Genomic DNA, 20,771 nt, shown 5'->3' with positions numbered 1-20,771 from the left:
TCAGCGTTGTTGATTTTTCGTAAGCATGCGCTTTCCAAGCGAGTTTTGCTGAAATCATATTTTAATGAAGCTATTTCACCATTACACCATTACACTTTTTTTGAGGAGGTCTTTCATTTTGGGAAAAGCGTTAATTATCGGCGCTGGCGGCGTCGCAAGCGTTGTTGTTCATAAATGCTGCCAGAACCCGGATGTTTTTGAGGAGATCTGTATTGCGAGCAGAACGGTAGAAAAATGCGAAGCTTTGAAAAAGAAATTGGACGGAGGCCGCACGAAAATCCAGACGGCCCGGGTTGACGCCGACAATACCGAAGAGGTAATTCAGCTCATCAAAAGCTTTGGGCCGGATGTCGTTATTAACGTGGCGCTCCCTTACCAGGACCTGACCATTATGGATGCTTGCCTTGCAACGGGCGTGCATTATCTGGATACCGCGAACTATGAGCCGCCGGAAACGGCGAAATTCGAATATAGCTGGCAGTGGGCGTACAAGAAGAAATTCGAAGAAGCCGGCATTATGGCTGTACTTGGCTGCGGCTTTGACCCGGGTGTAACCGGCGTATTCTCGGCCTATGCGCTCAAGCATTATTTTGACGAAATTCATACGATCGATATTGTCGACGCCAACGCGGGCGATCACGGCTATCCATTCGCGACCAACTTCAACCCGGAGATCAACATCCGTGAAATCACCGCCAACGGTCGCTACTACGAGAACGGCGAATGGATCGAAACGCCACCGCTTTCCGAAAAGAAAGTATACGACCTGCCGGAAATCGGCCCGAAGGATATTTACCTGCTGTATCATGAAGAGCTTGAGTCCCTGGCCAAAAATATTACGGGAATCAAGAAAATCCGCTTCTGGATGACCTTCTCCCAAAACTACCTGACTCACCTGAAGGTGCTGGAGAACGTCGGCATGACCTCCATCGAGCCGATTATGTTCGAAGGCAAAGAAATCATTCCGCTGCAGTTCCTGAAGGCGGTTCTGCCTGACCCGGCGTCGCTCGGACCGAGAACGAAGGGCAAAACGAACATCGGCATCATCGCTCAGGGCACCAAAGACGGCGAGCCGAAGAATTACTACGTCTACAATGTATGCGACCATCAGGAATGCTATCGTGAAGTAGGCTCCCAAGCCATTTCCTACACAACGGGCGTACCGGCTATGATCGGCGCAATGCTGATGATCAAGGGCACCTGGATGAAGCCAGGCGTATATAATGTGGAAGAGCTTGACCCGGATCCATTTATGGAGCTGCTGAATACTAAAGGACTGCCGTGGCAGGAAGATTTCTCGCCGACGCTGCTGGATTAGGAAGAACCTATGAAAGAGATCGATTTCAGCGCGGTTCCTTCACCAAGTTACGTTGTAGACGAAAGGCTTCTTGTCAAAAATCTTGAGCTGCTGAACTCCGTTCAGGAGCGTACGGGCGCGCATATCCTGCTGGCCCAAAAAGGCTTTTCCATGCACGCTCTTTACCCGCTCGTAGGGAAATATCTGAAAGGCGTCACTTCCAGCTCCCTGTTCGAAGCCCGTCTCGGTTACGAGAAAATGGGCAAAGAGGTTCACGCCTACGCTCCGGCGTATTTGGACTCGGAATTCGACGAGCTGATGAAGTACAGCGATCATCTTGTTTTCAACTCTTTTGACCAGTGGAATCGCTACAAGGAGAAGGTGCAGAGCGCTCCGAAGCACATCAGCTGCGGCATCCGCGTGAATCCCGAATATTCCGAAATCGAAATTCCGCTGTACGATCCCTGCTACAACAATTCCAGACTCGGCGTCACGCTAGATAACTTCCGGCCGGAGGAGCTGGACGGCATCGAGGGCCTGCATTTCCATACGATGTGCGAGCAGAACTCGGATACGCTGGAGCGGACGATCAAGGTTGTGGACGAGAAATTCGGGCCGTACCTGAAAGGCATGAAGTGGCTTAACTTCGGCGGCGGGCATCATATTACGCGTCCCGATTACGATGTGGAGACGCTGGTGCGCTGCATTCTATATATGAAGGAAAAATACAACGTCCAGATTTACCTGGAGCCGGGCGAAGCCATCGCCCTGAATACCGGATATCTGGTGGCGACAGTGCTGGACGTGGTCAAGAACGGCATGGAAATTGCCATTCTCGACACCTCGGCGGAATGCCATATGCCCGATGTGCTGGCCATGCCTTACCGGCCGAACATCATCGGCGCCGGGCAGCCGAACGAATATGAGCATACGTACCGCCTGGGCGGACTGACCTGCCTCGCAGGCGACATCATCGGCGACTATTCGTTCAAGCAGCCGCTTAAGGCCGGCGACCGTCTCGTATTCCTCGACATGGCGCATTACACCATGGTCAAGAACCATATGTTCAACGGCGTGAACCTGCCGTCCATCGTGTCCTATAACGATGAGGAAGGCGTCAAGGTCATTCGCACGTTCGGCTATGAGGATTACAGCGGCCGGTTGTCATAAGGCAGGCATAGATAGAAAATGATATGAAGCCAATTCACATTTGTGTGCGGGAGAAGGGCAGCTTGCCGGCTGTCCTTTTTTCGAAATATCAGAAAGAGTCAGCTGTGCTCTTATCCTTTTTCTGATATTTTTACTGGAAACGGTTACCTTTCTCTTTCAGAGGACTGTGAAGCCGTTTCTTTTCTATATAGGTGGAACTTTTGGTATACTGGGAACAAATCAACCAAGAATGGGTGTCGAGTAATGAAAAATGAAGATATGCTTGCGGTACTGAAGGCTCTGTCTAATGAGACCCGCCTCAACATCCTTTGCTGGCTGCGGGAACCGGAAAAAATGAATGAGAATCTGCCTAATGTCATTAAAGAAGAGTTCCCGGGCGGTGTCTGCGTGGGAAGCATTCAGGAAAAATCCGGTCTCGCGCAGTCGGTCATCTCCTCATACCTGTCATCTATGCAGAAGGCTGGACTGCTGGAGTCCCGCCGCTATGGCCAATGGACCTATTACAGGCGAAATGAAGAGGCGATCGCAGCCTTTTTGGAGGGCTTTGCGGCCGGACTGCAGATGAAGAAGTAGCAGCCTTGAAGGTTTTCTCCGTATAGCTTGCATTCCCATCGATTAATCTATATATTTGTATTTACAGATTGATACTTTTTTCTATATAGGAGGAGAGAATGAGATGACTGTATCCAATACAGCTGCGGCTCTGTTCAAGCCTTTTGAAGGCGGTCGACTTAAGCTTGAAAATCGTATTGTCATGGCCCCGATGACCCGATCATTTTCGCCAACAGGCGTTCCAGGTCCCGACGTGGCCGGATATTACCGCCGGAGGGCGGAAAACGGCGTCGGTCTCATCATCACCGAAGGAACAGTCATTAACCATCCTGCTGCGGCTGCTGACAGCGGCGTGCCGCATTTTTACGGGGAGGAAGCTCTAGCAGGATGGGCGCGCGTCGTACGCGAAGTTCATGAAGCGGGCGGCAAAATCGCTCCGCAGATTTGGCATACCGGAACCGCCCGCGAGCGGAAGAATTTCCCGGATTCGAATGCCGATCCGATCGGGCCGTCGGGCCTCAGCCTGACCGGTGAGCAGGTATCGGAACCGCTAACGGTTGAAGAGATTCGCGGTCTTGTACAGGCTTATGCACAGGCCGCTGCCGACGCGAAGAGCGCCGGCTTTGACGCGGTGGAGATCCACGGCGCACACGGCTACCTCATTGACCAGTTCTTCTGGGACTTTACCAACAAGCGTACGGATGAGTATGGCGGCGACCTGGTTGGCCGCACCCGATTCGCGGTGGAGATCATCGAGGCGGTGCGAGCTGCGGTCGGTCCTGACTTCCCGATTATCTTCCGTTTCTCCCAGTGGAAGCCGGTCGATTACGGCGTCAAGCTGGCAGCTAACCCGGAGGAGCTGGAGCGTTTCCTCGCGCCGCTGTCTGCGGCAGGCGTCGATATTTTCCATGCCTCTACGCGCCGCTTCTGGGAACCGGAGTTCGAGGGCTCTGACCTCAATCTGGCGGGCTGGACTCAGAAGCTGACCGGCAAGCCGGCTATTACCGTAGGCTCTATCGGCCTGGACTCCGATTTCACCAGCCTGTTCGAGGAGGGCAAGGGCGGGCAGTATGCCGGCATTGACAACCTGATCGAGCGTCTGGAGCGCGGAGAGTTCGACCTCGTCGCCGTTGGTCGAGCACTGCTGACCGACCCCGCGTGGGCGGCCAAGATCCGCGACAATCGCATCGAAGAACTGCAGCCCTTCAAGCGGGAGGATCTTGCTACGCTTAGCTGATTCAACGCCGATTGACCCGCAGTAGACGGCAAAATTCCAAGGCCTTTTCGGATCCAGTCCGAAAGGGCCTTTTTTAGGTGATAATAAAGGTTGATTTGCGAACGTATGTTTGGTAAAATGGCGATAAGTAATTATTTTCCACCAGAAATCACATGATATCGTAAACCAAATGCAAGCCAGCTTCGACAGCCTGGCGGCTACCTTGGAATCGGCCGGAGCGACATTTGACGATATTGTCCAGATCAATCTGTACCTCAAGAATATTGAGGATTTCAGAGCAGCGAAGGATGTGTTTTATAAATATTTCAAGAAGGATCATTTTCCTGCGCGAATGACAACCACTACGGATTTCGTGAATCCGACTTGCTTATGTATGCTCGATGCCGTTGCTTATAGAAGCAGCTGATTTTACATACAAAAAGGCATTCAAAACCATGAACGGTTTCGAATGCCGTGAAAAGAAAGCTGCCGATGGAGGAGCAATTTCATCTATTTCATCGTAATGGCGATCCGCTCTTCTGCAGGCAGCCACTCTACCGTCGCGCCCAGCTTCTCGCTGATGAAGCGGAGCGGAAGATAGACCGTGCCGCTGATATTGAAAGGATTGTTCGCCAGCTTTACCTCGGTGCTGTTAACGTATGTCGCCCCGGTCTTGGCGTTTACCTGGATGACCGTCTTTTTATCGCCATTCTGGCGGGTGATGGTCACCAGCTTCTTCGTGGAGGTTTCTTCATAGGCGACAACGGCGCCCAGCTTCTCGAATACCGAGCGAAGCGGAACGAAGTTCTGGCCGTCTTTGGTGATAACCCCGTTGTTCATGGCGACGGCTTCACCGTTTAGCGTAACGCTAATCGGCTTTTGCATCGCAACTGGCATACGATGCATGAACTCGTAATCGCCGGTACCCTGATCGGCGTTTTTATTCACGCCCCAACCCCATAGACTGCCGTCTGTCTGCTGCATGATGAGATGCCGTACGCCGTTTCTCATGGTCTTGACGTCGGAGGCGATCAGATCAAACTCCGCGTTAGCTGGCAGCGACTCCCGGTAAATGGAGGTTGCATACACCTTACCGGAACGCGTAAGCGCCACGAGCGATTTTTCCACCGTGAAGGCTTCCTTAACATCGCTGATCCCGGTCAGTAATATAGGCTTATCCTGCTTGTGCAACGTTGCTCCGTCAGAAAACCCGGTTATGGTCGAGCCCCAGAACCACAGACGGGATTTGCCGTCAATGGCTAAATTCGACTGCCAGCTTATATCAATCGACCGGATATCGGCAAGTCCCGGGATCGCTTCGGCAATGGGAGGATTTACAGGCAGTTTATCGCTGTCAAACTCGGCCCTCCAAGTCCAGACCGTTCCGTCCTGCTTGAGTGCTGTGATTCCTTGAATGTCGGTAACACCGCTGAGATTTGGCATTTGTTCGAAGGAGGTGAGGTCTTCATTGGCCCGCCACACGGTACCATCACTTTTCAGGAAAGTATAGTGCCAACTGCCTTCTTTCCTTGCCTGTTCGTAGTATCCATCTGCATCCTTTACCTGATCTATACCGGAGACGGGAGAGAAGCTTGTGAGATCAACGTAACCGTTATCGTCCTTGCCCGCACGGTATACCGAGCCATCCGCATCAATAGCGAGGGCCTCGTAAGGGGTGCTGTTTAAGATTTTAACGGGGTGGTTCAAGCCCTCAACCTGTCGGGTTTCAATCGCCAAAGTTCGGGGATTTCGGCCGACCAGCCATAGCGTTCCGTCCGTCTTCTCCACGATGCCGCTGCCCAGATCAGCTTTGATCTTGCCCAATCCAACCAGCGGGGTGGGGACGGATTGGTTAATCCCCCAAATCCAGTAGCTGCCATCGCTTTTGATCAACGAACTTGGACCGAATTCTGCGATGCTTGTGCCCGTCTCAGCTGCCAGCGCGGCTCCTTGTACAGTTAGTGCGATGCTTAGGGCAAGTCCCAGCCCGGCCAGCCATTTTTTCATCGGAAATCTCCTCTTTCTGCATGTTAATGGATAATAATAGAAACCAATTGATTCTTAGACGCGGTAAGCACGCAAAAAGTTTCAAAGCCCCGATTTTTTTATCCGCAGGTCCGGCGGCTGTGATACAATGATCTGGTTGTTTTTAGCTTATGTATTCAGACAGGGAGCTTTCCCAGGTAAAGGAGCGTACATAATGAACCGATATCATATCCCGGAAAATGCGCTGATTACGGTGGCCGGAACCGTCGGCGTGGGCAAATCCACCTTGACGGCAGCCTTGGCGAAGAGCCTCGGCTTTCGGACCTCGCTGGAGCAGGTTGAGCATAATCCGTATCTGGAGAAATTCTATGTTGATTTTGAGCGCTGGAGCTTCCATCTGCAAATCTATTTTCTTGCCGAAAGGTTTAAGGAGCAGAAGAGGATGCATGAATTGGGCGGGGGCTTCGTGCAGGACCGTTCGATTTATGAGGATACCGGCATTTTCGCCAAAATGCACGCCGATCAGGGTACGATGTCCGTGACGGATTACGCGACATATACCAGCCTGTATGAGGCGATGGTGATGACGCCTTATTTTCCGCATCCCCATGTGCTGATTTATTTGGAAGGCGCCCTCCCGTCCATTCTAAATCGGATTAAGGAACGCGGGCGCGAAATGGAGATTCGGACTGATCGCTCCTACTGGGAGAGAATGTATGAACGGTATTCGGCATGGATTGACGGCTTTAACGTTTGCCCGGTGCTGCGGCTCAATATCGACGAATATGACGTGAACGACCGTGCCTCTATGGAGAGCATATTAACGCAAATTGGGGATCTGACCCGGCTGAAGGAATCGGACCGGAGTCATGTTTATCAGTAACGTGACGGATATCTTTCATAGAGGACAGGCTGTCGGAGGTCGGCGGCTTCTTTTTTTGTGAGAATTCCCTGAAAAATGGCAACTATTTGCCTCCCAAAGCGTTAAAAGAAAGGGGCTGCTATTTTTATAGGGAACAGGAGAATTGGACTAATGAAGCATTGGGGAAAAATATTGCTATGCGGCGCGCTGCTGCTGGGGAGCGCCCCGGCGGCCGCGGCCGGGACCGCTTCGGCGGCCGGGGAAGTCTCGATTATATTGGACGGCTATCCGCTGCCATTTCCGGTGGAGCCTTTGGTCAAGAATGGTACGACGATGGTACCGTTCCGGGCCATCTCCGAAGCGCTGGGCATAAAAGTGCAGTGGAATCAGAGCGCGAAGCGAATTTCCGCCTCCAGAATGGACAAGGCGGGAGTAAAGAATGTGGTTCTGACGCTCGGCAGCAAGACCGCGCTGGTGAATGGCGGTTCCGCGAAGCTGGCAGTTGCGCCACAGACGATTCGCGGGACAACGATGATCCCGTTGGGCTTTTTCAGCGAGCAGTTTGGTGCAAAGGTATCGTGGAATCAATCTACGAAGACGGTGTCGATCACCTCGCCAAAGACGGAGATGTACACGCTAGGCTTTTATGCGATGTCCTCATACAGTGAATATGCGCTGCTCCCGGATTTCGACGCGATGGCGTTCGGTTGGAGCCGGCTGGACAAGAACGGCGAGCTGACCACCACGGGCGCGGATCACTACTGGCCGAAGGCAGACGGTGATATTACGCCGGAATATATTGTAAAGAACGCAGATTCCGGAGGAACAACGCCATATCTTATGGTCTATTCCGGAGACGACGGCTTGGAAGTGACCAAGAACCTGGAAGATAAGGCGCTTCAGGAGAGAACGATTGCGAATATCATGGAGCTTGCCGTGCAGAAGGGCTTCAAAGGCATCGTGCTTGATCTGGAGGGTCTCGGCATGACCGGAGACAAGGCGAAGGCCGCGGCGGATTATAATGCTTTTGTGAAAAATCTGTCCGGCAAGGCGCGCGCGCAGGGGTTGAAGCTCAGCATCGCCGTCCATCCGATCAACAGTTCTTACACCGGCTACGATTACAAGACGCTCGCGTCTTTGGCCGATGATTTGATTGTGATGGCTTACGCCTACGAGGACGAACAACGTCCCGAACCGACGGCCGAAGTAGACGAGGCGATCCGGCTCGCCCTGAAACAGACGACCAAGGACAAGATCGTGCTGGGCGTCTCTCTCTATAGCGAGAACGAAAGCTCCGTCGATACGAAAATCGGCCTTGCCAAGCGTTACGGCCTGAAGGGGATCGCCGTCTGGCGTCTCGGCCTGATCGGCCAGAAGGCGTGGAGCGCGATGAACCAGTCGGTGGAATTTAGCGAATAAGTGAAAACAAGCTGAGGCTGTCCGAAGGTCAAAAATGACCTTCAGACAGCCTCATTCTTCGCTAATCCAAATATTTTTCCATGGCCGCCGGATCTTTCAGAACCAACCGCTTGTTGCCGATGAGCTTGATCAGCTTCAGTTCCTCGAACCGGGCGAATTTTCGGCTGATCGTCTCCCGGGTTACACCGACATAATTGGCCATTTCTTCCCGGGACAGGGGAAGCTGTATGTCCAAGCCGCCATCCCGCTGCTTGCCGTATTTAACACCCAGCTCCAGTATCATATGGGCGATCCGGATTTCCGGATCTTTGGTCGCAAGACTCTGCGCCAAATTTTCCGTATGGGCGAGGCGCTGGGTAACGGCCTTCAACAGCCGGAGCGAAATATCAGGATTCGCGGTAATGATCGTCTCCATATCGGCCCGGGTCAGCTTACAGATAGCGGTATCCTGCAGCGCATATGCGCTGAAGTTGCTGAGCTCCCCGCCGCCAAAAATACTGAGTTCGCCAAAGAACTCGCCCGCTGTCAGTATGCGCAAAATTTGCTCTTTCCCCTGGGGGGTCATTTTGGACAATTTTACATGGCCCCGGCGGATAATAAAGAGCGTATCCGAAGGCTGCTCTTCCAGAATCAGCGCTTGTCCCTTGTCATATTTCCGGTGTTTGATCATGGCCCCGATGCGGGACAAATCCTGATCGGTGAGCGAAGCAAAGATCGGTACCTTCCGGGTGCAGGGCTCAGCGGCGTATTGGCATGAATGCTCGTTCATCTCTCATCACTCCTGTTCTCACCGTCTTGGTGCCGGTCTTTGCTTCATGCAGGCGCCGGTTTAAGCTTGAGCGCCTTCAACCGGCGCGAAATGGTCTTTATCCTCGCCGCAGACGGGGCAGACCCAATCTTCGGGCAGGTCCTCAAAAGCCGTTCCCGGAGCGACATCCTCATCAGGGTCGCCGACTGCAGGATCGTATATATAACCGCAAGGCTCACAGATGTATTTTTTCATCCTAATCATCTCCTGAATGTAATTTAAGTTAGGCGCTGCATGTCTTCCCGCTCAGTCTGGACTTCACTTCATCTATAACCGAGACTGCATCCATACCGGCAAGCGCGATGCCTTCAAGCCCGATTCTCCGCTCGATGGCTTCCTTGTAAACGAGGGAGGCGGCTGCGCCTTCCCAGGAAATAGCGCCAACGATGGTGTTTCCTTTAATAAAAATGGCTGTGTACACTCCGTTTTGCTCACCGGACAGCATGAGGTCGCACCGGTCTTCATCGACCGTTCCGATAGAGAACAGCGAGATGCCGAAGGCGTTAAAAAGAGTGAGGGGCACCGCTTTGACGTAGACTTCCGGATCGCCGGCCGCCATATTGAAGCCCACCGTGCGGCCCTGTTCGAGCGCTCCTCCCCACAGCCCCTCCACATGGCCGTCCAGTTCGGCTACGTCTCCGGCGGCATATATGCCCGCTACGCTCGTTTCCAGGCGGTCATTCACAACGATGCCGTTCCGGACCTCAATGTCCGTATCTTTGACAATGGACGTATTCGGCTGGATGCCAATGGAATAGACAGCATGATCGCAGGGAATTAGGGAGCCGTCTTCCAGCCGGATTCCCTGAACCGATCCTGTTCCCTCGATGGCGGCAACGCCGGAATGCAGGCGAACCGTGACGCCGGAACGTTCCAGCTCCGACTGGAGGCGCTCCGAAGAATACCGGTCCAGCTGGCGGGCCATCAGCCGTGGGGCGGCTTCGATGACGGTTACGTCGTAACCGGCTTCACACAGCGCCCATGCTGTTTCCAGCCCCTGAACGCCTCCGCCGATGACTGCGACGCGGCTGCCGCTTGCGAGGCTGGACTTGAGCGTATCGGCATCCTTCATCTCCCGGATCGAGTGTACCCCGGGAAGGCCGGCTCCCGGAACGGGGAGCGCTCGGTTTCGGGCACCCATACACAGGAGCAGCTTGCCGTATTCCCACGTACTTCCATCCTCCATCTCGACTTGGCGGAGATCCGGATGGATAGATACGGCGCGTGCTCCAGTGTGCACGGTAATCCGGTTGGCGAGATACCATTTTTCTTTTTTAATAAGCACCTTTTCACTGTGCAGGTCGGTGAACAGACCCTTGGTCAGCTTGATCCGGTTGTAAGGAAGATGGTTCTCTTCGCCGAGAATGATGATTTCCGCTGCATCGTCACGGTCCCGGATCGCCTTTGCCGCATGAACGGCAGCCACGCCGCCGCCGATAATTACATAGGGCTTCGTCATGTTGGTACGCTCCTTCCTAAAATGAGCTCAGCAGCAGGTCTGAAACGAATTCCGCCGCATGTCTGATTTTTTGTTCTTTTTCGGGTTCTTTGGGCGAGAAGCGGACTCTTACCGGAAATTCCACATGGGTCATCCCTGTAGTCTTAATGACTCCCGAAGTGCTCTGCACGTTCATGTTGGTTCCGTTCAAATAATCCTGGATAACCTCTATCGCTTCTCCGCTCCATCCGTATGAGCCAAAGGCTGCAGCCAGCTTCCCTTCAAGGTTCATCGACTGCATCTGCATAAGAATCGGCTCCAGGTTTCCGATCATATCCGCATACCGGGTGGAGCTGCCAACGAAGACGGCATCGGCTGCCGAGACGCTGGCCAGAATATCCGCCGCCTCCGCTTTATCGGCATCCCAGACCGCTGTCTCGATCCCGTTCTGCTGAAGGGAATCCTCCAGGATTTTAGCCATTTTCCGGGTATTGTTTCTGATGGTGGTGTAGACGATGGCTGCTTTTTTCCCTTGGGTCGTTTCACGGCTCAGCTCGGCGTACAGGTCGATATATTTACGCACTTCCTGACGGAGGACGAATCCGTGGGAGGGAGCGATCATTTCGATGTCCAGATCCTTGACCGCTTCAATCAGCGTTCTTACATATCTGCGGTGCGGATGAATAATGGCCGTGTAATAGCCCTTGAAATCCTCGGTGATATCAAAGCCGGCTTCGTCGGCGAACAGGCGCCCCGCCGCGACATGCGTGCTGAAAATATCGCACGGAAACAGGATTTTATCCTCGATGCAGTAGGTGATCATCGTTTCCGCGGTGTGAAGGTACGGCGTTTCTTTAAACAGCAGCGTCTTGCCGCCGATGTCCAGCGTGTCTCCGTCTTTGACAACAAGGAAATTCCGGTTGTGAAGCTTGTATATTTCTTGCAGCTCCGGCACGGCGATTTCCGTACAGACGATGACGGCATTAACAGCTTTGCCCGCGAGCGCGGCCAGTCCGCCGGAGTGGTCGGGTTCGGTATGGTTGATTACAATATAATGAATGTCGAGCGGATCGATCATTTCAGCCAGATGTTCCGCATATTCCCGTCCGAACTCCATATCGACGGTATCGATGACGGTCGGCTTGCCCGTTTTTAACAAATAGGAATTGTAGGTTGTGCCCTTTGCCAGCACGAGACGGTGGAACGGAACTTCACGGTCGTCTATTTTTCCGACCCAGTAAGTGTTGTCGGCAATCTTGAGATTTGCAATCATATGATATGACCTCCTGTAGGTTGATTGGTTGACCAGCAAATTCATTGTATCCGGGCAGCCGTTCAAAAAAGAGGATTTGAATCAAATTTTGAAAGTTTCAGGATGAAGCTTGGCGTTTCTTTCATAGTTTTACTATACATGAACGGTATTTGGAGGTAGTGCGCCCGATCACGATAAAAGTCACATATTCCGGAAGCGTAAACCGCTATAATCACTTAGGTTCAAGCATCGGGCGAAAGGCTCGCAATTATTACTTCTCGGGAGGACCTAAAGAGCATGACTTACAAATCACTTGAGCTTGTTAAACCGCAAACCTGGGAGCTGGAGGGGCTGGAAATCGGCGTTACGTCGAACTGCAACTTCCGCTGCGACTACTGCTGCGCTTACAACCGGAACGACGGGCAGGGCCTTGAGGGGAAAGAGATTATCCGCATTCTTGAAGAGCTTCCTTCTTTAAAAAGAGTTCGCCTGTCCGGCGGCGAGGTCACGCTGAAGTTCGACGATTGTCTGGAGGTTGTCACCTACTGCGCTTCGAGAGGAATTCAGACGCAGCTTAACTCCAACGGCAGCCTGCTGAGCGCTTCGAGAATTGACAGACTTGCCAAAGCCGGTCTGACGACCATACATATTTCGTTTAATTTCACGAACGAGGATGAGTTCTCGCGCTATTACAACATCCATCCGACCGTGTACCGGAAGATCAGGGAGAATATTACGCAGTTCGCCAAGACGGACGTGGATACCGTGCTGGAAACGCTGCTGTTCAGCGAGACCGAGCATCGTATGCGGGAGATCAGCGAGCATGTCTACGACATGGGCGTCCGGACGCACGAAATCCAGAACAGCATCGTTATGGACCACAGCGGCTGGAAATCGATAGCGGCCCGAGAGGCGCTGAAACAGGCGGTCAACGACCTGATTGCCCAGAAAAAAGAGGACACCGTGCTGTACTTTACCTGCATGGACCGCTTTATGGAGGAACTGGGCTTCCGGGAGCAGCCCGGCGTTTATTTTTCGCACTGCATTGAAGGCAAGACCCAGCTGCATCTGCACGGCAACGGCGATATCCTGATCTCCGAATTATGCCATCCGGTTGTAATCGGAAATATATATCATGGGACTTTGCTAAAGGATATTTATAATCCGATGCCGGCGGAGCTGGAGCAGTTTCTGGAACGGCAGCCTTGTCCCGCCCGGGATGCGCTGTTTCCGCCGGGAGTCTAGGCTTCAGCGAGCGGCCTCCTGGCGAAAGGCCGGTCTGATCAGGCCGTCAGGGCCGTCTCCCCAAGCGAAGCGGGAGGCGGCCCTGATGCCGTTTTCACGAGATCAAGCCGTCTTCTCTAAAATCTGTTATGATTTGGGTATTGGAAACCGTTCAGCCCCGATCGGGACAGGCCGGCTCAGCGCCGCTTTCTCCTAATTATGGAAGTGGTTTCTTTGCTATGTGGCAATGTGGAACCGCGGGTTGCGGGCCCCCGGATCATTCCCGAATATTTTATAAAGACGAAGCAGAAAATAGTGAATTTTATGATGAAGAGGGTCTGCTATGATTGCAATGTAAGGGCATTCAATAACAGAAAGGGGAGGACAGAATTGAAAAAGAAAACAAAATTGGCTATAAGCGCACTGCTTATCACCGGTCTGTTGGCCGGATGCGGAAATAGTGGAGGGGGCAACAGCTCGGCGGAGGGAAATTCTTCCGGGACAAAGAGCGAGAAGGTGACGCTGACCTTCTGGAGAAATTCCGGTAATGATACAGAGAACGCGGCGTATGACAAACTGGTCGCTTCCTTCAATGAGAGCCATCCCGACATCAAGGTGGAGATGAGTCCGATCCCATACGCGGATTACGATACGAAGCTCAGAACGTCCATCGCTTCGGGCAACCCGCCGGATATTATGGCAATCGACGCACCGAACATGGCTTCCTACGCGCAGGCGGGCGCTCTGCAACCGCTGACGGAATATTTTAAAAAGGATGGCAATCTGGAAGATATTCCGGAATCCACCATCAAAACGTATACTTACAAGAACGAGATTTACATGGCGCCGCTGACCGAATCTTCGATCGCTTTGTTCTATAATAAGAAGATGTTCGAAGCCAAGGGCATTCCGCTTCCTTCCAAGAATCCGGATGAGCCGATCACTTGGGATCAAGTGCTTGAAGCAGCTCAAAAGCTGAACGATCCGGGCAAAGGCGTCTACGGCATCGACCCGGCCCAAGGCTTCGGCAACGCGGGCGGAACGGCTTACTTCAAGTATCCGATCATCTGGCAATTCGGCGGCGATATCATGAGCCAGGACGGAACGACCTCTAAAGGCTACCTGGATAAGCCGGAAACGAAAAAAGCGCTGCAGTTCTTCTCGGATCTGTATAACAAGTCCAAGGTATCCTCTCTGGAATACCCGCCGGACCCGTTCCCGAATAACCAGCTTGCCATGACGATTGACGGCTCGTGGTCTCTTGGCAACTATGCCGACAAGTTCCCGAACTTCAAGCTGGGCGTCGATTACGACATCGCTCCGCTGCCTAAGGAAACGCAGCAGGCCGTAGCGAACGGAAGCTGGGCGCTGGCTGTCTCCGCGAAGAGCAAGAACCCGGAAGCCGCTTGGCAGTTCGTTAACTACGTGACGGGAGCCGAAGGCTCGAAGACCTACTGCTCGATGACCAAAGATATTCCGGCCCGTTACTCCGTGGCGAAGCAATTCCCGGAACTCAATGAATATCCGAAGAACATCTTTGTTGTACAGAACCAAAAATACGGCAGACCACGTCCGATTACTCCGATCTTCCCGCAAATGTCCGAAGCGGTGAACAAGATGATCGAGGAAGTAACGATCAGCGGACGGAACGTCGATGCCGCCGTTGCCGATACCATCACCAAGATCGACAAGGCTTATGCCGACCTGCCGCAAAAATAACCGCCTTCCCGAAAGCAAGCGGGAGAGCACGAATAGGTTGGAGAAGAGGCGTCCGGAAATCCGGCCGTCTCTTTTCGGACGTTGGGGCGGAAAGTCGATGAAACACATTTCTTTTTGGGTAAAAAGCGACTATACTGATTAAAGTTTGCCGGCCCTAAAGCAAGAAGCGGGGCCTTAGACAGGAGCTGTAACAACATGCCGTACTCGCTGCGAAGCCGATTGATGCTGTCTTTTTCGATATTGCTGATTATTCCTTTTACCGCCGTCGTGTTCATTCTGAGCAAGGAGTCGGCGAAGCAGATCCAATCTTCGATCGAGACCTCGACGCTTCAGACGATCGACCAGTTCGCATCCCATGCCGATACGCTGCTCCTGCAGATCGAAGACACGGGCAAGCAGGTGCTCAGCAGCCCGTTCACCCAGCAGTGGATTACAACAAGTTTAAACGGAAGTGGCACAGCCGGAGAACGGTATTTGGCGATGCAGCAGCTGCGGAATTTTTTCTCCTCCTATGCCATCAACAACTCCAACATCATCTCCATTTCCGCGTTCAGGGATGACGGGGGAGGAATCTGGACGCAGGATCGAAGCTATAAGGACAGAGAGTGGTACAAGCAGTACATGCATATGAATATCCGTTGGACCGGGGCCCATCATGACCCCGATCAGAGCGATGAGAGCATGCGCGGGAGAGAAGTGAACAGCCTTGTCGTTCCCCTCGTTCAGCTTCAGTCCCTGAGCAATATCGGGTTGCTCAAGATCAATTACCCGACCAGTTTGCTGCGCAGCGATATTGACAAGATCCGGTTCGGCAGCAGCGGAAGAGCTTTTTTGCTGACCGAAGAAGGGACGAGCGTGCTTGACCAGAATCTCGGGGACAGCAAGCAGGTGGTCAGCGAGGGATTGGCATATGTCAAGGCGCACTCCGCCGGGGTTATCAGCGGCATCATTCCGCTGCGGCAGAAGGATCGGGATTATCTCCTGTTCTACCGCAAGCTGCCGGCGCAGAACTGGATTATTATCGGGGAAGTGCCCGAAGCGGAGCTGTATGCGAAGATTACCCGAATCAAGCAGACGCTGCTGCTGGGAAGCCTCGGTCTGCTGTTGGTTGTTATCGCGGTCGCTCTGTGGCTGTCGATCGGGATTACAAGGCCGCTTAGCGCCATGGCGCGGGCGATGAGGCATGTGAAGCACGGGCGGTTTGATCTTGCGCTGCAGCATATGCCCAAGGCCGGGAAACGGCAGAGCGAAGTGAATTATGTCGCCAGCGTATTCGAGCAGATGACCCACAGGTTGAAATATTTGATCGAGACTGAATTCGAGACGGATCTGCGGCGCAAGAATGCCGAATACAAGGCGCTGCTGCTGCAGATTAATCCGCATTTTTATTACAATACACTGGAGATTATAGGCGGGCTGGCGGCGATGAAGCAGGAGGAGCTCGTCATGGACGCGACGGAAGCGCTCGCCAAGATGATGAGATATTCGCTCAGACTGGACAGCGACCTCGTGAAGGTCAGCGAGGAAATGGGCTATATCCGCGATTATTTGTTCATTTTGCAGCTGCGTCATCAGGATAATCTGAACGTCACTATCCATTGCGATCCGCAGACCGAGTCGCTTCATATTGCGAAGTTCATTTTGCAGCCCTTGGTGGAGAACGCGATTAAATACAGCCTGGAAAAAGGCGACACCGCCGAAATAACGATATCGTCGGAGCTGCGAGGAAGCCAGCTGTGGCTGACCATCGAGGATAACGGAATCGGCATGCCCGAGGAACTGATCCGCAGCGTGCTTGCGGATACGGAGCTAAGGAGCGGCGTCGGTATATTGAACGATAAAGGGAACAGCATCGGTCTGCGAAATGTGCTTTCCCGCTGCCGTTTGTATTATGGCGATCTGTTTGAAGTGAATCTCAAGTCCGAATTGAATGTGGGCACTTCCATTACGCTGAAGCTGCCGCCGGTAAGGAGCTGAATGGGATGTATACGATTATGCTGGTCGATGACGAGAAGGGCATCCGCGACAGCATCAAAGCCAAGATTAACTGGGAAGAAGCCGGGTTTCGGATTGCCTATGAAGCATCCGGCGGCGGAGAAGCGCTGCAGCTGCTGGAAGAGGGGCCGCTGCCCCATCTTCTGATCTCCGATATCCGCATGCCCAAGATGAACGGCATCGAGCTGATCACGATCTGCAAGGAGCGCTATCCGGGACTGCGCACGGCTGTTCTGTCGGGCTATTCTGATTTCGAATATTTGAAAGCGGCCATCCAGCTTGGCGTCAAAGACTATCTGCTGAAGCCTGTAGCCCGCGGCGAATTGACCGAAATGCTCGGCAGAATCGCCGCCGATATCACCGCGGAGCAGGAACGGCTCCGCGATTCGGAGCGGGAGCGGCACCAGAAGAATGAGCAGCTGTTGATGCTTCAGGAGCATTATCTGCTGCAGCTGGTCAAAGACGAATGGTACAGCCTTTCGGCCGTTAAGGAGCGGCTGCAGCAGCTGCAGCTCGCCCCTTTGGCCACAGACAGCTTAAAAGCCCGCTTCGCTGCGGTGGAGATGCGGATTCCACCGGACCGGCTCGGCGTGAGCCGGGAACGCAGGGACCTGATGAATCTGGCTTTCCAGATGCTGTGCAGAGAGACGGCTTCGCGGAGAGAAGGGATCTATCCGTTTCCGGAAATCGCCCACTCCTCGATGATGTATTTTCTGATCGTGATGGGGGAAGGCGTGCCGGAGAACAGCGCGGAGAGCTTCGTCGCCGAATTGAAGCGGAATATTACCGAATATTTGAACGTCGACAGCGTGGCTGGAATCGGGGAGACCGTGGAGGGCTGGGACGCTTTGAAAAATGGCTATGCCTCCTGTATGCTGGCCTGGAGCCGGAGCACCGTGCATGAGCAAAAAGGGAGCGGACAGACCGGTCTCTTGGAGCTGACAAACGCGTTTACGCCTGAGATGGAGCGCAAGCTGGTTCAGGCGATCGAGAACCTTGATATGCCGGCGTTCCGGCGCCAGCTGCAGGCCGTCTTCTCCGCCGACCGGGATACGCCGGTGTTCGCCTTTACCTTTCTTGCGCTCCGGCTGCTGCTGCTGTTCAGTTCAGTGGCGAAGAAATTCGAGCTGGGCGACTCTTCGCTACAAAAGCATTTATGGAACTGCCAGATGACCATATCGGATTATCAATCCAGAGAGGGCATTATGGGACAGATCGACGAACTGGCCGGGCTTGTGATGGAAGAGGTCAAGAAGACGCGTTTTTCCAGCGGCCAGCATATCGTGGAGGCCGTCCGCCAATATGTGGAGGAGAACTTCTGCTACGAGCTGAATCTGTCCTCTTTGGCGGATATGTTCCACTTGAACGAAACGTATTTGTCGGGCCTCTTCAAGCAGCATGTCGGGGTCACCTTCAGCGATTATGTCACGGGTCTGCGCATCGCCAAAGCCCAGCAGCTGCTGAAGGAAAACGAGCTGAAGCTGACCGATATCGCGATGCTTGTCGGCTATTCCAGCTCCAGTTATTTCAGCACCGTCTTCAAGAAGGCATCCGGCAAAAGCCCGAAGGAATACAGGGAAGATTATTTGCAGAACGCGCAGTGATGCACTCTTCGCATTATCCGCCTTACCGCTTCTATCTTCGAAACAAAACAACCGTACCTGAAAAGCGTGTGAACCGCTTGGTACGGTTTTTTGCTGTCTGGACCGGATTTTTTAGCGGCCTGAACCTTGTTTTGCTGCCAGTCTGCGGGCATCCGCCCGGACGGACAACACCCCATTAAAGCGGGCCAAAAAATTGCAAGTTAATACCCGATGATATTGAAATTTTTAGGCCGGCCGGTCGTCTACAATGAAATCACAAGGGAAGAATTCAATATGTTGAACCCAAAGATAGGAGTAGACGGCATGAGCGAAAAAACAAAAAAGCTGTTATGCCTGATGGCTCTGGCGCTGGTTGTGGCGGTGTCGGGCTGCGGAAAGGGAGGCTCGTCCAAGGGAGGAGAGGCTGAGAGCGAAAGTACACCAAATGAAGTGACACCGGCGCCTTTCCAATTCAGTCAGGACCCGAATTATTACACCGAGCTGTACCGGCCGCAGTATCATTTGTCCCCGGAAACGGGAAATATGAGCGACCCGAACGGGATGGTCTTTTTCGAGGGGGAGTATCACCAGTTCTATCAGAACAGCGGACAGTGGGGGCATGCGGTAAGCACGGATCTTATTCACTGGCAGCATCTGCCGGTAGCGCTGCTGCGCGATTCGCTCGGAGAGATTTGGTCGGGCAGCGCGGTGGTTGATTGGAAGGACACAAGCGGTTTTTTTGACGGCAAGCCGGGACTGGTTGCGATATTCACCCATTTCAAGGGCGGATTGCAGTCTCAGAGCATCGCCTACAGCGCCGACAGAGGGCGGACGTGGACCAAGTATGAAGGAAACCCCGTCATCCCGAATCCCGGCCTGAAGGATTTCCGGGACCCCAAGGTGTTCTGGTATGAACCAACAAAATCGTGGACGATGGTTGTCTCCGTAGATAACAAAGTCAGGTTCTATTCCTCGCCTGATCTGAAGAAGTGGGAGATGACAGGCGAATTCGGAGCGGATCAGGGTTCGCATGCCGCGGTATGGGAATGTCCGGACCTGTTCGAGCTTCCGGTTGAAGGCACCAAAGAGAAGAAGTGGGTGCTGGCCGTTAGCATCGGCAACAACCCGGCGACCAAAGGCTCAACCGCGCAGTATTTTGTCGGATCTTTTGACGGGAAGAACTTTAAGAATGAGAACGATCCCTCCAAGGTGCTCTGGACCGATTACGGGAAGGATTTCTACGCCGCCGTCTCCTACTCCGACATTCCCGAAAGCGACGGCCGGAGAATTTATACAGGCTGGATGTCCAATTGGCGCTATCCCTTCAACATGCCGACGGACCCCTGGAAGGGCAATATGTCCGTGCCCCGCGTCCTGACGCTCAAAGACGTACCGGGAGAAGGCTTAAGGCTGGCGCAGCAGCCGGTTAAAGAGCTGGAAGCCCTGCGCGGCAAGCCGGCGGAGATACCGGCACAGGAGCTGAAAAAGGGCTCCAATCCCTTCTCCTCGCTGCTCGGCACATCCTATGAGCTGGATGCGGCATTTAACGTCGATGACAGCGCGGAATTCGGCATCAAGGTGAGAAAGGGAGCCGGGCAGGAGACGGTCATTTCCTACAATGCCGCATCCTCCACTTTAACGGTGGACCGTACCAAATCGGGCGACAGCACGTTTGAACCGGGCTTTGCCGAGAAGGTGGAAGCGCCGCTGAAGCCGGAGAACGGAACCGTCAAGCTGCGTCTCTATGTGGATGAATCCACGCTGGAAGTGTTTTCAGGAGACGGCACAACGGTGATCTCCAGCATTATTTTCCCGAACGCCACGAGCAGCGGCCTGGAACTGTATCTCTCCAAGGGCAGCGTTAAGCTGGAAAGCGCGGCGCTCTATCCGATGAAGTCCGTATGGCGGGATGAGGCAGCGGACGGAACGGTTCCCCTGAGGGTGGTGCTGAACAAGAGCAGCCTGGATGTTCCGGTAGGCAGCAGCGCGCAGGCGGTCGCGGCGGTGCTCCCGTATTCCGCTCCGCAGAAGCTGGTCTGGGAATCGTCCGACGAGACGGTCGCCAAGGTCGTGAGCGACGGAGGAACGACAGCCGTCATTAAAGGCATCAAGGATGGCCAGGCCGAAATCAAGGCGCGGACTCCGGACGGCAAAGTCTATTCCGTGCTCAGCGCGTTCGTGTATAAACCTTAGCCCGCCTATGCTAGAGGCTTGATTCATAATATTAATCCGCCGCACGGCAAACGGTCC

The 20,771-nt window shown here is 53.5% G+C and carries 17 protein-coding genes; 12 read left to right on the top strand and 5 right to left on the bottom strand.

Going from position 1 to position 20,771, the window contains the following annotated elements:
- Positions 1-118: 118 nt before the first annotated feature.
- From G5B47_RS19540 to G5B47_RS19520, 5 genes are all read left to right on the top strand, one after another.
- A complete protein-coding gene (locus G5B47_RS19540) occupies positions 119-1,318 on the top strand; it encodes a saccharopine dehydrogenase family protein (RefSeq protein WP_165101645.1) in 1,200 nt (399 codons plus the stop codon).
- Between the two features lie 9 nt (positions 1,319-1,327).
- Complete coding sequence (nspC, locus tag G5B47_RS19535) at positions 1,328-2,467, top strand: carboxynorspermidine decarboxylase (protein WP_165101643.1); 1,140 nt, start codon at positions 1,328-1,330, stop codon at positions 2,465-2,467.
- 243 nt (positions 2,468-2,710) lie between these two features.
- Complete coding sequence (locus tag G5B47_RS19530) at positions 2,711-3,040, top strand: ArsR/SmtB family transcription factor (protein WP_165101640.1); 330 nt, start codon at positions 2,711-2,713, stop codon at positions 3,038-3,040.
- A 103-nt stretch (positions 3,041-3,143) separates the two neighbouring features.
- Positions 3,144-4,256 carry an NADH:flavin oxidoreductase gene (locus tag G5B47_RS19525; RefSeq protein ID WP_165101637.1) on the top strand — a complete coding sequence of 371 codons (1,113 nt, stop codon included), beginning with the start codon at positions 3,144-3,146 and terminating at the stop codon, positions 4,254-4,256.
- Between the two features lie 130 nt (positions 4,257-4,386).
- Positions 4,387-4,662, top strand: coding sequence for a RidA family protein (locus tag G5B47_RS19520; protein WP_328804596.1), 276 nt, complete (start codon positions 4,387-4,389; stop codon positions 4,660-4,662).
- Positions 4,663-4,745: 83 nt separating this feature from the next.
- Here G5B47_RS19520 and G5B47_RS19515 read toward each other — a convergent pair whose 3' ends face one another.
- Positions 4,746-6,242: a stalk domain-containing protein gene (locus G5B47_RS19515; RefSeq protein WP_165101632.1), complete on the bottom strand. Its 1,497-nt coding sequence runs from the start codon at positions 6,240-6,242 to the stop codon at positions 4,746-4,748.
- A gap of 193 nt (positions 6,243-6,435) precedes the next feature.
- On the opposite strand from G5B47_RS19515, the gene G5B47_RS19510 reads away from it, so the two are divergent.
- Positions 6,436-7,104, top strand: a complete 669-nt coding sequence (locus tag G5B47_RS19510; RefSeq protein ID WP_165101629.1) for a deoxynucleoside kinase — start codon at positions 6,436-6,438, stop codon at positions 7,102-7,104.
- A 150-nt stretch (positions 7,105-7,254) separates the two neighbouring features.
- Positions 7,255-8,502 carry a stalk domain-containing protein gene (locus G5B47_RS19505; RefSeq protein WP_165101626.1) on the top strand — a complete coding sequence of 416 codons (1,248 nt, stop codon included), beginning with the start codon at positions 7,255-7,257 and terminating at the stop codon, positions 8,500-8,502.
- Between the two features lie 61 nt (positions 8,503-8,563).
- On the opposite strand, the gene G5B47_RS19500 is transcribed toward G5B47_RS19505, so the two are convergent.
- From G5B47_RS19500 to G5B47_RS19485, 4 genes are read right to left on the bottom strand one after another with little or no spacing between them, the layout of a single operon-like run.
- Complete coding sequence (locus G5B47_RS19500; RefSeq protein WP_165101623.1) at positions 8,564-9,271, bottom strand: Crp/Fnr family transcriptional regulator; 708 nt, start codon at positions 9,269-9,271, stop codon at positions 8,564-8,566.
- Between the two features lie 60 nt (positions 9,272-9,331).
- Positions 9,332-9,505 (bottom strand): rubredoxin, encoded by a 174-nt coding sequence (rd, locus tag G5B47_RS19495; RefSeq protein ID WP_025334356.1) that lies wholly within the window; start codon positions 9,503-9,505, stop codon positions 9,332-9,334.
- A gap of 28 nt (positions 9,506-9,533) precedes the next feature.
- The gene (locus tag G5B47_RS19490) at positions 9,534-10,769 is read right to left on the bottom strand and encodes an NAD(P)/FAD-dependent oxidoreductase (RefSeq protein WP_165101620.1); all 1,236 of its coding nucleotides are present in this window, start codon (positions 10,767-10,769) and stop codon (positions 9,534-9,536) included.
- 16 nt (positions 10,770-10,785) lie between these two features.
- Complete coding sequence (locus G5B47_RS19485; protein ID WP_165101617.1) at positions 10,786-12,021, bottom strand: FprA family A-type flavoprotein; 1,236 nt, start codon at positions 12,019-12,021, stop codon at positions 10,786-10,788.
- 276 nt (positions 12,022-12,297) lie between these two features.
- Between G5B47_RS19485 and G5B47_RS19480 the strand changes: the two genes are divergently transcribed.
- The 5 genes from G5B47_RS19480 to G5B47_RS19460 all read left to right on the top strand — a co-directional run bounded on the left by G5B47_RS19480 (position 12,298) and on the right by G5B47_RS19460 (position 20,714).
- The gene (locus tag G5B47_RS19480) at positions 12,298-13,245 is read left to right on the top strand and encodes a radical SAM protein (protein ID WP_165101614.1); all 948 of its coding nucleotides are present in this window, start codon (positions 12,298-12,300) and stop codon (positions 13,243-13,245) included.
- Between the two features lie 369 nt (positions 13,246-13,614).
- Positions 13,615-14,943, top strand: a complete 1,329-nt coding sequence (locus G5B47_RS19475; protein ID WP_235949873.1) for an ABC transporter substrate-binding protein — start codon at positions 13,615-13,617, stop codon at positions 14,941-14,943.
- A gap of 195 nt (positions 14,944-15,138) precedes the next feature.
- Positions 15,139-16,920, top strand: coding sequence for a cache domain-containing sensor histidine kinase (locus G5B47_RS19470; protein WP_165101612.1), 1,782 nt, complete (start codon positions 15,139-15,141; stop codon positions 16,918-16,920).
- Positions 16,921-16,925: 5 nt separating this feature from the next.
- Positions 16,926-18,542, top strand: a complete 1,617-nt coding sequence (locus G5B47_RS19465; protein ID WP_025334362.1) for a response regulator transcription factor — start codon at positions 16,926-16,928, stop codon at positions 18,540-18,542.
- 303 nt (positions 18,543-18,845) lie between these two features.
- Positions 18,846-20,714: a GH32 C-terminal domain-containing protein gene (locus G5B47_RS19460; protein ID WP_235949874.1), complete on the top strand. Its 1,869-nt coding sequence runs from the start codon at positions 18,846-18,848 to the stop codon at positions 20,712-20,714.
- The last annotated feature ends 57 nt before the right edge of the window (positions 20,715-20,771 follow it).

It is taken from the genome of Paenibacillus apii (assembly GCF_011043685.1).
GTDB lineage: Bacteria > Bacillota > Bacilli > Paenibacillales > Paenibacillaceae > Paenibacillus_AQ > Paenibacillus_AQ sabinae.
The sequence above is the reverse complement of the archived record's forward strand: the minus strand, read 5'-3'. Positions and strand labels throughout refer to the sequence as shown.